Raw genomic sequence first — 13291 nt, forward strand, 5'->3', positions numbered from 1 at the left:
CATCTGCGCTCAGGGCGCCGCAGTCACCGCGACACCCTTGGCCTGGTCAGGGGTCACCACCTGGCTGAGGTCGATGTGACGAAAGTCCGGCTTGGCGCCCAGCCGTGCGTTGAAGCGCACGTTGAAGGTGAACGGGTCGTCGGTCGGCACATCCAGCGCCTGGCCGTAGATACGGGTGACGGCTGCAGCGTCATAGCCCAGCAGCTTGAGCAGCGTGGGGTAGATGTTGTAGTGGCTGGAGGCGTTGCGGTTCTGTGCCAGGTGCGCCTGCCAGTCCAGGGCCTTGACGCCCGTGCCCTGAATCACCACCAGCGGTACCAGCCCCTCCTCCATCACCGGGTCGCTGTCGCAGTGGGTGTTAAGGCCCGGATTGCCGCGCTCATGCAGGTCCTGGCCATGGTCGGAGGTGTAGATCAGCACCGCCTGGCTCAGGTCGGCCTCGGCGAACAGGCGGCGGAAGAACTCGCCCACGTTCCAGCCCAGCGTATTGCGGTACGCGTTGCGATACAGCACCCAGTCTTCGGGGCGGCCATCGAAGCCGTCGCGGGTGCCGGTGTCGGCCACATCGGTGAAATGCCCACGCGGCAATGCCGGCTGGTAGGTCAGGAAGGCGTCGGGGTACTTGTCGTGCACCGGGAAATGCGCGCCAACCTTGTTGATCACGATCAGTTGCGGCTGGCCATCCTTGAGCAGGCTGACCAGTTGCTCCAGCGCCGCCATGTCGCGCTGCACCACGGGGGTGTCGTCGAACTGGACGAAGCGGTCGATGTCGCGCTTCTCGGCTTCGTCCATCAGGTTCTGCAGGTTGCCGCCGGTGCGCTGGGCATCGATGTACACCGTGCCCAGCCCTGCTCGCTTGGCGTATTGCCAGATCGACGGCTGGGTCGAATTGATGCGCAGGTAATCGCTGCGGGTGCCGCCGTAGCGCAAGGTGACGTTGGTGTCGGCGCTGCAGTTGGCCACCGAGGCGGCGTAGCCGTAGTTGACGATACTCACCCCTGAGTGCGGCTGCAGCAGGTGAGTCGCCACGCCGGCAGGGGTGTTGAGGTCCAGGTAGTTGCCCGAAATGCTCTCGTCGATGATCAGTACGATATCGCGCGCCATCGGCTTGCCGGACTGCGCCAGGCTCACCGGCTCGCGTGGGCCGACACGGTCATGCAGCGCCTCGTAGCCGAACAGGCTCACATAAGCCAAGGGTGTGTACATCACCGGCAGGCCGCGGGCCCCCTCGCCAGCGCGGATGAACAGCACACCGACCAGCAACGCCAGCGCCAGAAATGGCGCGACCACGGGCACCAGGTGCGGCAGGCGCAGCACAGCGCCCGGGCGCAACCCCACACCCAACAGCACCAGCAGCGCGTTGAACGCCGCCAAGGTGATCGCATAGTGGTACTGCTGTAGCGCTTCCTGGATGAAGCCACCGGCATACACCATGGACACGAACGCACTGTAGGTGAGGTAGGAATCGGTGATTCGCATATAAGCATCGAAGAACAGCGCACTCACCGCAAAAGCCAACGCCAGCACCCAGCGCAGCCAACCTGGGCGAATCCACGCCGCCAGCAGCAACCCCACCACCAGCACCCCCGCCACGCCCAGGTAAAGCAGCAAAGGCAGGCCAAGACCCAGCGCTTCTATCCGCTCCAGGTAATAGCCATGAAAGCTCGCCAGGTAGAGGAACAACAGGGCCAGCTTGATCCATCCGCGCATGATTCGACCACTCCGGTCATGGGTTTTCATTCAAACCGTAGCAGTCTTGAAACAAATCACAAGCCGGAAAAGTCAATTTTCCGACGGTATCTCAACGCCATATTCTGGCGCAAAAAACGTATCGCGGTTGAGACGCTCTATCGTCATGACCCCGCATTATTCGTGGCCTGCAACCGTTCATCGGTTCATCGAACGGCCAAATGCCAGTAGCTTTCAACGCTAAACCCCGGATTGGCAAAGGGTTGGTGGCCAATGGCCGTTTTGTTTAGCGTCTGTAAATGCGACGAAACATGCCATTGGTTTGACGCATTTCCCGCGAGCTGAGCTATACAGAAATCACACCACTGTTTCATACCCCTTACTCATCCATACGAGGCACGCCGACATGGACGTGAGCGTTTTTGGCACTGGCTACGTAGGACTGGTACAAGCGGCGGCACTTGCCGACGTCGGCCACCGGGTCCTGTGCGTGGACGTGGATGCCCACAAGATCAACCAACTGCGTCAGGGCGTCCCACCGATCAGCGAGCCGGGCCTGTCGGGCCTGCTGGAAGACAACATCAAGGAAGGTCGCCTGCTGTTCAGCACCCAGGCCAGCGACGCGGTCAGCCATGCCGAGCTGATCTTCATCGCCGTCGGCACCCCACCTGACGAGGACGGCTCGGCCGACCTGAGCCATGTGCTCAACGTCACCCGGCAGATTGCCGCGCTGATGGAGGCCGACCGCACCCTGATCGTCAAATCCACGGTACCGGTCGGTACCGCCGACCAGGTCGTGACCCTGGCCCGCGACGAACTGCAGCGCCTGGGCAAGGGCCATTTGCAGGTGCGTGTGGTGTCCAACCCCGAATTTCTCAAGGAAGGTAGCGCCCTGGCCGACTGCATGCGCCCCGACCGGATCATCGTCGGCACCCATGACGAGGTCGCCCATGACCAGCTTGCCGAGCTTTACGCGCCCTTCTGCCGCAACCACGAGAAGCTGATGTTCATGGACAACCGCAGCGCCGAGCTGACCAAGTACGCCGCCAACGCCATGCTCGCCACACGCATCAGCTTCATGAACGAACTGGCCAACCTCAGCGAGCACCTGGGTGCCGACATCGAAGCGGTGCGCCGCGGCATCGGGTCGGACCCACGCATCGGCTACCACTTCATCTACCCCGGCTGCGGTTTCGGTGGTTCGTGCTTCCCCAAGGACATCAAGGCGCTGCTGCACACCGCCGAGCACAGCGGCATGCCCCTGCGCCTGTTGCAGAGCGTCAACGAAGTCAACGACCAGCAGCGGCGCATCCTGTTCGCCAAGCTCAAGCAGCGCCTGGGCGGGCTGCGCGGGAAGTCCATCGCCCTGTGGGGCCTGGCCTTCAAGCCCAATACCGACGACATGCGCGAAGCACCGAGCCGCTACCTGATGGAAGCGCTGTGGGACGAAGGCGCCACGGTGCGGGCCTATGATCCCGAAGCGATGGACGAATGCCGACGCCTGTACGGCTACCGCGACGACCTGCAACTGTGCGCCACCCGCGACGACACCTTGCAGGACGCCGACGCCCTGGTGATCTGCACCGAATGGAAGAACTTTCGCGTGGTGGATTTCTCGCTGCTGGCCAGCAAGCTGCGCGCACGGGTGATCATCGACGGCCGCAACCTGTACAACCCCGAGCAGGTCGCCGCCCACGGCCTGCACTACAGTGGCATCGGCCTGCGCCAGGTCGCGCCCGACCAGAGCGCCCCGCAGGTCGGCGCGCCATGAAGGTGCTGGTCACCGGCGCGGCCGGTTTCATCGGTGCCCACACCTGCCTGCGCCTGCTGCGCGACGGTCATGAGGTGCTGGGCCTGGACAATTTCAACGACTATTACGATCCGTCGCTCAAGCACGCTCGCGTGCACTGGGTGCGTCAGAACGTCGGTGACTTCCCCCTGCACTGCCTGGACCTTGCCGACCGCGACGCCATGGCCCGGCTGTTCGCCGAGGAGCGCCCCGAGGTGGTGGTGCACCTGGCTGCGCAAGCCGGTGTGCGCTACTCGCTGCAGAATCCCCAGGCTTATCTGGACAGCAACCTGGCGGGCTTCCTGAACATTCTCGAAGGCTGCCGGCGCCACCCCGTGCAGCACCTGCTGTACGCCTCGTCCAGCTCGGTGTATGGCGCCAACCAGCGCACGCCGTACCGGGTGCAGGATGCAGTCGATCATCCGCTGTCGCTGTACGCCGCCACCAAGAAAGCCAACGAGGCCATGGCGCACAGCTACAGCCATCTGTTCGGCATCCCTTGCAGCGGCCTGCGCTTCTTTACCGTCTATGGCCCCTGGGGCCGCCCGGACATGTCGCCGATGCAGTTCGCCCGTGCCATCAGCGAAGGCCGGCCGATCCAGCTGTTCAACCATGGTCGGCACCAGCGCGACTTCACCTACATCGACGACATCGTCGAAAGCCTGGCGCGGCTGCTGCCCTACCCGCCCCGCACCGATGCGCAGTGGGATGCCTACAGCCCCGACGCGGCCAGCAGCGCAGCGCCCTGGCGCCTGTTCAACATCGGCGGCCAACGCCCGGTGGAACTGCTCGACTACCTGGCCCTGCTGGAAAAACACCTGGGGCGCGATGCGGTGATCGAGTTGCTGCCGCTGCAACCGGGCGATGTGCTGGCCACCTGTGCCGATGCCAGCGCCCTGGCCCGGGTCACCGGCTTTACCCCAACGATTTCCCTTGACGAAGGGCTCGGGCGATTCGTCGCCTGGTTCAAGCACTACTACTCGCACGGTGCCACAGATGGCGAACCTGCAGGCGAGCAGCCGAAACAACGGAGGGTGATATGACAGGACAACCGAAAAGCGCCCAGCTGCAGGCGCTGTACCAGGATAAACGCATGGATCCGGCGCACCGCCAGCGCATCGATGCCGCCATCCACATGCAAGGCCGTGGCTGGATGACCGGGCGGGTCGGCGGGCGCCCTTGGACGCTGTCGCGGACCAACCGCGTGCTGTCATGCCTGGCGGCGCTGAACCTGCTGCTGTTGCTGTCGCCGGTATTCCTGGCATTGGCGGTGATGATCAAGAAGTCCAGCCCAGGCCCGGTGTTCTTCGTGCAGAAACGCACCGGCTACCGCGGCCGCCTGTTCGGCATGTTCAAGTTCCGCACCATGGTCGCCAACGCCGAGGCGCTGAAAGACTCGGTACGCCACCTGAACAAGCACGGCGCCGACTCCATCGATTTCAAGATCGACAAGGACCCGCGCATCACCTCGGTGGGCAGTTGGCTGCGGCGCAGCAGCCTGGACGAGCTGCCCAACCTGATCAACGTGGTCACCGGCGACATGCGCCTGGTCGGCCCGCGCCCTACCTCGTTCAACGCCTACCGCTACAAGGATAACCACCTGGCACGGTTGTCGATCTACCCCGGCATGACCGGCCTCTGGCAGATCTCCGGACGCAGCAACATCGATTTCGACCAACGCGTAGAGCTTGACCTCAGCTACATCAACGAACAGAGCCTGCTGCTGGATCTGAAAATCCTGCTCAAGACCCCGTTCAAGGTTTTCACTGGCCACGGAGCAAGTTGAGATGGACGGTTCCACTTCTAGAAGCCTGAGTATCGCCAACCCGAGCGAGACCAACCTGACCGCCACTGTCCTCGACCTCGACCAGCGCACCCTGCTGCTGACCGCGGCCAACACCGGCACCGGCACCAGCACCAGTGCCCTGGCCTTCGCCAGCCAGCTGGCGCTGATGAGCGCGGGTGCGGTGCTGCTGATCGACGGCAGTTCCAGCAGCAATGGCCTGAGCCAGCAACTGGGGCTGAACAAGCTGCGCGGCTACACCGACCTGTTGTTCGACGAGGACACTCCACCCTTGGCGCAGGACTGCGTGGTGCACCTGTCCGATCAACCATTCGACGTGCTCCCGGCGGGCACCTGGAAGCGCGGCCGCGACCGCCTCGACCCGGAGCGCCTGCGCATCCTGTTGCGCCAGTTCGCCGCCCACTACCGCTTTGTGGTGATCGACGGCGAAGCCATCTATGCCAGCGCCGACAGCCTGGTGATCGGCACCCTGGTCGATGGCGTGATCCTGGTGGTGTGCGCCGAGGAAACCCGCTGGGAAGTGGCCCAGGCCGCCGCCCAACGGCTGACGCAAGCTGGCGCGCGGCTGATCGGCAGCGTGTTCAACAAGCGCAAGTACTACATGCCCAAGTGGCTGTACGACAACCTGTGAGAGGACGCACGCCATGATCGCCATGAGATACCCCTCGATTGCCCTGTGCGTGCTCGCCCTGGCCGGTTGCGCCAGCCAGGAAAGCCGCGAAATGCCGGTACAGATCCTCACCGCACCAGCGGCCGAGAGCCAGGCCACCGAAGTCGCCCGCCGCGAACAGGTGCTGCGGCCACAGGACGTGCTGGAAGTGATCTTCCACGTCAGCAACCGCTCTGCCGGGGTGTACCGCATCCAGTCCGGTGACACCCTGGACCTCAACTTCATGGCCGCCAGCGGCCTGAACGGCCAGCAGCTGGTGCAACCCGACGGCAGCATCACCCTGCCATCCACCAACGCGTCGGTGCGCGTCGAGGGCCTGACCCCGAGCGAAGCGGAGAGCGCCATTCGTCAGGCCTACAACGACAAGCGCGTGTTCAAGCCCAACCGCGACCAGGTAACGGTGCGCGTGCTCAGCCCCATGACCGACGAGGTCAACCTGAAGAACGCCCTGAGCCACCCCGGCACCGGCATGAGCCGCGACATCACCGTGGGCAACGACGGCCGCGCGACCTTCCCGGAAATCGGCTCGGTGCCGCTGCAGGGCATGACCGTCAACCAGTTGCGTGACTACCTCAACGAGCGTTACGCCAGCCTGCCGGGGCGCATGAGCGTGGATGTGCTGCTCAAGTCTACTGCCGCCAACGAGATCTACGTGCTCGGCGAAGTCGGCCAGCCGGGCGCCTTCCAGATCCGTCGTCCGGTGTCGGTGCTCGAGGCCCTGACCCTGGCCCGCGGCCCGACCCTGAAGGCCAAGCTCGGCTCGGTGGTGATCATGCGCCGCGAAGGCAACACCGTGCATGCGGTCAACTACGACGTCGACCAGGCCCTCTCCGGCGGTAGCCAGAAGCTCGCCTATCTGCAGCCCGAAGACATGCTCTATGTACCCAAGACCAAGCTTGCCAGCGCTGCCGAGCTGTCCCGGCAACTGGCTGACGTGGTGCTGTTCCAGGGCTTTGGCTTCAGCTTCAGCTACCGCGTCGACAACAAAGAAAGCAACGACTGACCAGGGGACGGACCATGACCACGCAACCGAAAGAAAACTATGTGCATGAGTTCTTCCGCATCTTCTTCGCCAACCGCCAATTGGTGAAACGGGTGTTCCTGATCTTCGCGGTGATCGCGGTGATTCTACCGCTGGTGCTCAAGCAGAGCTTCGACATCACCGCCGAAGTCATCGTGCAATCGAAGAAGCTCTCGCAAAGTGATACCAGCTCCTCGCTGGCTCAGCAGGCGGACCAGTTCATCCCGCCGTCGCTGGCCGACATGGAGACCGAGAGCAACATCCTGCGCTCGCCCACGCTGATCCGCCAGACCATCAGCCAACTGCGCCAGGAAGGCCAGTACCAGGCCGAACCCGGTCTACTGCGACGCACCGTGATCGACCCGCTGCGCCATGGCATCGTCGACCCGCTGCATCGCCTGCTGGGCAAGTCGGTCGCCGACGAGCGCGATACCCAGCTCGACGAGCTCACCGATCAGGCGGTCAAGGACCTCAAGATCGAGACCCTGCCCGGCTCCAACGTCATCTCGGTCACCTACAGCGCCGATGACGCCCGGCTCGGCACCCTGTTCGTCGCCCGCCTGCTGGACAACTTCCTGAAGAACCGCCAGGACCTGCAGTCCAACGAGCTGCCCGAGACCTTCTACGAGCAGAAGAAACTGCACTACCAGGCGCGCCTGGGCGACCTCGAGGGCCAACGCCTGGCCCTGCTGACGGCGATCGGCTCGTCCGATCCGAAAGAAGAGATCACCTTCCGCCTCAATGCGATCAACACCGAGGAACAGGCACTCAACCTGCAGCGCGACCGCAAGCTGGAAAACCAGCAGTGGCTCGACTACCTGCAGAGCAGCCTGGCCGCGGCGAGCAAGGCGAAGATGGCCGACTATGCCTTCCCCTACACCTTCACCACCACGGTCGATAACGTCGCCTTCGAAGACCGCGAGATCAAGCAACTGGGCGAGCAGCTGACCACCCAGTTGGCCCGCTACAACGGCGATGCCACGGTGTTCCAGCCCGGGGCCGAGCAGATGGTCATGGCACGCCAGCAGATCGCCCAGCTGCGCGGCCAATTCCTCAAGATCGTCGAGAACCGTATCCGCGAACGCCAGCAGGACCTGGCCGTGACCCAGCAGGTGATCGACCAGAAGACCCAACGCATCGGTGAATACAAGAACCGCATCACCGAGCTGCGCGAGACCCAGAGCAAGACCCGCCAGCTCGACACCGAGATCGATGCCCTGCACAAGGCCTTCTCCACCTACGCCCAGCGCTATGAGGAAAGCCGCGGCCAGGGCCTGCTCGATGGTAGCCAGTCCAACGCGCGGATTCTCAGCGCACCCTATGAGCCGGCCACCGCGTCGTTCCCCAAACCTGGCCTGATCATCCCGTTCGGCCTGGTCACCGGCCTGCTGCTGGCCATCGCGCTGGTCTACGTCAAGGAGTTCTTCGACCACCGCTTCAAGCACCCTGCACAAATCAGCCACGAGCTGGGCCTGCCGGTGCTGCTGGTGATCAACGACCAGACCCCGGCGCTGCCCAACCCGCACAAGTCGTGGTCGCTGCCTCGCCTGATGCACTGGGTGCGCAATTGAACGCTGCCGTGCCCGCTACCGGCCAGTTGATCCTGCACCTGCTCAGCAGCGGCGGATTCTACGGCGCCGAGCGCATGCTCCTGGACCACTGCCAGGCAACCCCTGGCAGGCACCGGGTGCTGTTCCTCGACGCGCCGCAGGATCTGGTGATGCGCTTTCGCGAAGCCGGCATCGACTGCCAGAGCTGCCATGGCCTGGGCGCACTGCTCAGGCAAGTGGCGGCCGTGCGTGGCGAGCGGCCGTTGATCAACACCCACAACTTCAAGGGTATGGTCTTCGGCTGGCTGGCCGCGACACTGTGGCGCCTGCCACTGGTGACCACCCAGCACGGCTTCACGCCGCGCAGCACCAAGCAGCGCTTCTACACCTGGCTGAGCCTGCAACTGTGCCGCACACCCACGGTGGCGACTGTGGTGTGCGTGGCCGAGAGCATTGCCCGCATCCACCGCCAGGCGGGTGTTCCAGCCAGCAAGTTGCAGGTAATCCCCAACGGCCTGCCGGAGCCTGTGGCATCTGTGCAATCTGCCCCTGTGGGAGTGGGCTCGTCCCGCAATGGCAGCACCGCGGTGCAGGGCACCGGCTACGCCGGTGATCGCGGCACAAGGCCGCTCCCACAGGGTTCGCTGGAGGCCGCGACACCTGTGCATTGCGCTACCCCCGCAGCCCCTGTGGGAGCGGGCTCGTCCCGCGATGGTAGCGCTGCGGTGCAGAGCCACGGATCGCGCCAAGCCCCTTGGCTGGCAGGCTATGTCGGGCGGCTGTCCAGCGAAAAAGGCCCCGACCTGTTCCTCGATACCCTGATCCCGCTGTGCCAGCGCCACCCGCACCTGCACGCGGTGATGCTCGGCGACGGCCCCGAACGCGCCACGCTGCAGGCGCGCATCGATGCCGCTGGGTTGTCCGAACGCATCACGCTGCCGGGTTTCCAGCGCGACATGCAAGCCTGGATGACCCGACTGGATGCCCTGGTGATCAGCTCGCGCACCGAAGGCACGCCAATGATCCTGCTCGAAGCCATGCAGGACGGCGTACCGGTGGTGGCCTTCGGTGTCGGCGGCATTCCCGATGTGATCGAACACGGCCGCAGCGGGCTGCTTGCCGCACCGCTGGCGGTCGATGAACTCGCTGCCCACCTGCAGGCGCTGCTGGGCGATCCGCAACAGGCTGAAGAACTGGTGGCCCGCGCCCGCCAGACCCAGCGCGAACGCTACCACCTGCCGACCCTGGCACAACGCTGGGCCCTGGTGTACCAGGGCACGGCCATGGAGGTTGTCGCATGATCATCCCCCTGTCGCTGGTGGGCCTGGTGGCCCTGCTGTCGCTGGGGCTGCTGGCCAGCCCCTACCCTTACCTGGCCCCTGGCGCCGTGGTCGGCCTGGCCGGTGCCTTGGTGCTGTACCGCAAGCCAGCCTGGGGCCTGCTGGCGATCGCCGCGCTGGTGCCGCTCGAAGGGCTGCTCAAGGACAGCATGGTCTCCGGCGCCAAGCTGATCGGCCTGGGCCTGGTGCTGATCCTCACGCTGCAACTGGCCGTGCGTCAGTTGCCGGCCGAGCGCCTGCGCAGCAACCAGTGGCGGTTGCTGATCCCATTCATGGCCCTGTACCTGCTGAGCCTGTGGACCAGCGACAGCGTCGAGCTGTCGGTGCTGCACCTGCGTGAACTGCTGGTGGGGCTGGTGGTGTTCGTCATCACCCTGCTGGTGGGGCGCGACCTCAATCTGCGGATGCTGGCGCGGCTGATCACCGTCAGTGTCTGCGTGACCTGCCTGTTCGCCATCTTCTCCACCAAGTACCAGGAACAGGGCCGCGCCTCGGCCATGCTCGACCCCAACGCCTTCGCCCTGCTGATCACCATCGCCATGCCGCTGGGGTTGTGGCTGGCGATCAAGACCCGACAGATTCCGCTCAAGCTGTTCTGGGCCGGCTGCTGCCTGTTGCTGTTGGTGGGCATGACCAAGACCGAGTCGCGCTCAGGCCTGGTGGTGTTGCTGATCAGCCTGGGCATCGTGCTGTACAACTACCGCGAGCAACTGACACGGATCCGCCCGCGTCACCTGGGCTTCGCCATGCTCGGCCTGGCCATTGTCCTGCCGCTGGGCGCGGCCCTGATGCCGGCCGGCTACGCCGATCGCATCCAGTCGCTGATGCTGCTCAAGTCCGGGGTCAATGCGCACCAGGACGAATCCCTGGGCCGACGCGCCTCGTACCTGGTGGTGGGCAAGGAGATGATCAGCCACAGCCCGATGCTCGGCACCGGCCCCGGCACTTTCCCGCTGCACTACGCCGACACCGGTTTCTCCAAGGCCTTCGCCCCGGTCAACAGCAAGACCACCGACCTCTATCGTCGCGCCCACAACACCTACCTCGAGCTGTTCAGCGAAACCGGCCTGCCGGCGGGGCTGGCCTTCGTCGGCATGATCGCCCTGGCCCTGCGCAACTTCTGGCAGGCCCGTGCGGCGTGGCGTGCCACCGGCGAGCACGATAACGCCGACCTGATGACCCACCTGACCATGAGCATGCTGGCCATCGGGCTGTTCCTGATGTTCCTCAGTGCCCCCAGCCACAAGTACCTGTGGCTGATGCTGGCGCTGTCCAGCGTGCTGCTGCGCCAGGCCACCGCGTCGCGAGACGTGGAGGCGCAGCGATGAATCAGGTAAGCATCGTCATCCCGATGTTCAACGAAGCCCGGCATATCGGCCGCACCCTCGATGCCGCGCGCAAGGCCGCCCACTGCGCGGGGCTCGGCTGTGAGCTGATCGTGGTCGACAACGGCTCCAGCGACAACGGCCCTGCCATTGCCCGCCAGCACGGTGCCCAGGTGCTGAGCCTGCCTGGCGTGGCCATCGGCGCCCTGCGCAACCAGGGCGCGCAGGTCAGCCACGGTGAGTGGCTGGCATTTCTGGATGCCGACATCGAAGTACCGGACAACTGGCTCGACCTGCTGCTGGGCCTGCAGCGCCGCGGTGAAGGCGACGTCTTCGCCCTCGATTGCGATACCCCGCGCCAGGCGCCGTGGTTCGCCCACGCCTGGCAACGCCGCACCCTGCGCGCCGGGCAGACGGTACAGGACTGCACCTGGCTGCCTACGCCCAACCTGCTGATGCGCCGCACCTGGTTCGACCAGGTCGGCGGCTTCGACGAGCGCCTGCGCACCGGCGAAGACAAGGACTTCACCCTGCGCCTGCACGAAGCCGGCGCGCGCCTGCGCGTGCTGCGCCAGCCGGTGGTGCTGCACTGGGGCTTCGAGGGCAGCTGGGGCGAATGGCTGGGCAAGGAGATGTGGCGTCAGGGTAGCCACTTGCAACTGCTGCGCAGCCATGGCGTGAGCCTGCGCCTGCTGCGTTTCCCGCTGCTGTCGGTGGGCGCCTGGGTCCTCGACGCCATGGCGCTGTCGGCCCTGCTCGACGGTTTCCCCCATGTGGCCCTGGTGCTGCTGCTGATCAGCGCCCTGCCTGCCCTGGCGCTGAGTCTGCGCCAGAGCCTCAGGCACCACGACACGTTGCTGACCCTGCAGCTCTGGGGCCTGCACTGGCTGCGCCTGCACCTGGCCGGGGCTGCGTTCATCCTCAGCCTGTTCAACCGCACCGCAAGGAGGCCCGCCCGTGGCTGAGATCATCTTCTGGTTGTGCCTGCTGTTGCCGCTGTACGCCTGGGTCGGCTATCCCGTGCTGCTGACCCTGGCGGCGCCGTTCTTTCCTGTGCGCACACCCGGCCCGCTAGCGCCGCAGCGGGTCAGCGTGGTGATCGCCGCGCACAACGAGGAGCGGCATATCGAAGCCAAGCTCGCCAGCGTGCTCGCCCAGGACTACCAGGCCGCCGAACTGCAGGTGGTGGTGGCCAGCGACGGCTCCAGCGACCGCACCGTGGCGCTGGCCCGCGCCGTGAACGATCCACGGGTACAGGTGCTGGACCTGCCGCGCCTGGGCAAGACCGGCGCGCTGAACACTGCGGTGAGCGTCTGCCGCGGCGATATCCTGGTGTTCACCGACGCTGACAACCAGTGGGCCGGCAACACCCTCGGCCTGCTGCTGGCGCCCTTCGCCGACGCAGATGTCGGCGGGACTGCCGGGCACATGATCATCCCCGACCCAGGCAAGGGCCTGAGCCTGGGCGACAGCCTGTATCGCCATTACGAAGCCTGGGTGCGCAAGGTCGAGAACCGCACCGGCTGCATGGTCTCGGCAGACGGCGCCCTGCTCGCCCTGCGCCGCCCGCTGTACCAGGCGATTCCCAAACAGGTCAACGATGACTTCTATATCAGCACCTGCGCCCCGGCCGCCGGCCAGCGCATCGTCTACGTGCCCGAGGCGATCGTCCTCGACCAGGGCGTGGACGAGGCCGACAAGCAGTTCCGCCGTCGCCAACGCGTCACCGTCGGCGGCCTGCAGAGCCTGGCCGCGCGCAGCGAACTGCTCAACCCGATGCGTCACGGCCTGTACGCCATCGCCCTGATCAGCCACAAGCTGATCCGCCGCCTGGCGCCGGTGCTGTTGCTGCCGCTGCTGTTGGCCAACCTGTGGCTGGTGGGTGAATCGCACTTCTACCACCTGACCCTGGCCGCGCAACTGCTCGGCTATGCCGCTGCGATCGCCGGCCTGCTCGATGCTGGCCACCGCCTGCCCAGGCCATTCCGCCTGGCCGCCTTCGTGCTGGTGACGCTGGCGGGCATGAGTGTCGGCCTGTGGCAATTCCTGCGCGGGCACAGCTACAGCCAATGGAATCCCGACCAGAATCGATGAGCGATGGAC

The 13291-nt window shown here is 65.4% G+C and carries 11 protein-coding genes; 10 read left to right on the forward strand and 1 reads right to left on the reverse strand.

The features are described 5' to 3' along the window. Window positions 1-9 precede the first annotated feature (9 nt). Entirely contained in the window at window positions 10-1710 is a 1701-nt protein-coding gene (locus IAE40_RS02975) for a sulfatase-like hydrolase/transferase (RefSeq protein ID WP_200602630.1), read from the reverse strand. A gap of 385 nt (window positions 1711-2095) precedes the next feature. Here IAE40_RS02975 and IAE40_RS02980 point away from each other — a divergent pair, with 385 nt between their 5' ends. From IAE40_RS02980 to IAE40_RS03025, 10 genes are read left to right on the forward strand one after another with little or no spacing between them, the layout of a single operon-like run. Then, a complete protein-coding gene (locus IAE40_RS02980; protein ID WP_200602631.1) occupies window positions 2096-3460 on the forward strand; it encodes a UDP-glucose dehydrogenase family protein in 1365 nt (454 codons plus the stop codon). After that, the gene (locus IAE40_RS02985) at window positions 3457-4521 is read left to right on the forward strand and encodes an NAD-dependent epimerase (protein WP_200602632.1); all 1065 of its coding nucleotides are present in this window, start codon (window positions 3457-3459) and stop codon (window positions 4519-4521) included. Before IAE40_RS02980 ends, IAE40_RS02985 begins: the two co-directional genes overlap by 4 nt. Beyond that, window positions 4518-5264, forward strand: coding sequence for a sugar transferase (locus tag IAE40_RS02990; protein WP_054893959.1), 747 nt, complete (start codon window positions 4518-4520; stop codon window positions 5262-5264). Before IAE40_RS02985 ends, IAE40_RS02990 begins: the two co-directional genes overlap by 4 nt. 1 nt (window position 5265) lies before the next feature. Beyond that, window positions 5266-5913: a CpsD/CapB family tyrosine-protein kinase gene (locus IAE40_RS02995; RefSeq protein WP_054893958.1), complete on the forward strand. Its 648-nt coding sequence runs from the start codon at window positions 5266-5268 to the stop codon at window positions 5911-5913. 22 nt (window positions 5914-5935) lie between these two features. Further along, window positions 5936-6955, forward strand: a complete 1020-nt coding sequence (locus tag IAE40_RS03000) for a polysaccharide biosynthesis/export family protein (RefSeq protein ID WP_054893969.1) — start codon at window positions 5936-5938, stop codon at window positions 6953-6955. A 14-nt stretch (window positions 6956-6969) separates the two neighbouring features. Then, complete coding sequence (locus IAE40_RS03005; RefSeq protein WP_153774919.1) at window positions 6970-8544, forward strand: GumC family protein; 1575 nt, start codon at window positions 6970-6972, stop codon at window positions 8542-8544. Continuing rightward, window positions 8541-9824 (forward strand): glycosyltransferase family 4 protein, encoded by a 1284-nt coding sequence (locus IAE40_RS03010; protein WP_234465028.1) that lies wholly within the window; start codon window positions 8541-8543, stop codon window positions 9822-9824. Before IAE40_RS03005 ends, IAE40_RS03010 begins: the two co-directional genes overlap by 4 nt. After that, window positions 9821-11191 (forward strand): O-antigen ligase family protein, encoded by a 1371-nt coding sequence (locus tag IAE40_RS03015; RefSeq protein ID WP_197889534.1) that lies wholly within the window; start codon window positions 9821-9823, stop codon window positions 11189-11191. Before IAE40_RS03010 ends, IAE40_RS03015 begins: the two co-directional genes overlap by 4 nt. Next, complete coding sequence (locus IAE40_RS03020) at window positions 11188-12153, forward strand: glycosyltransferase (RefSeq protein WP_153774917.1); 966 nt, start codon at window positions 11188-11190, stop codon at window positions 12151-12153. Before IAE40_RS03015 ends, IAE40_RS03020 begins: the two co-directional genes overlap by 4 nt. Then, complete coding sequence (locus tag IAE40_RS03025; protein ID WP_153774916.1) at window positions 12146-13282, forward strand: glycosyltransferase; 1137 nt, start codon at window positions 12146-12148, stop codon at window positions 13280-13282. Before IAE40_RS03020 ends, IAE40_RS03025 begins: the two co-directional genes overlap by 8 nt. Window positions 13283-13291: the final 9 nt, after the last annotated feature.

Source organism: Pseudomonas sp. S44 (assembly GCF_016624805.1).
Classification (GTDB): domain Bacteria; phylum Pseudomonadota; class Gammaproteobacteria; order Pseudomonadales; family Pseudomonadaceae; genus Aquipseudomonas; species Aquipseudomonas machongensis.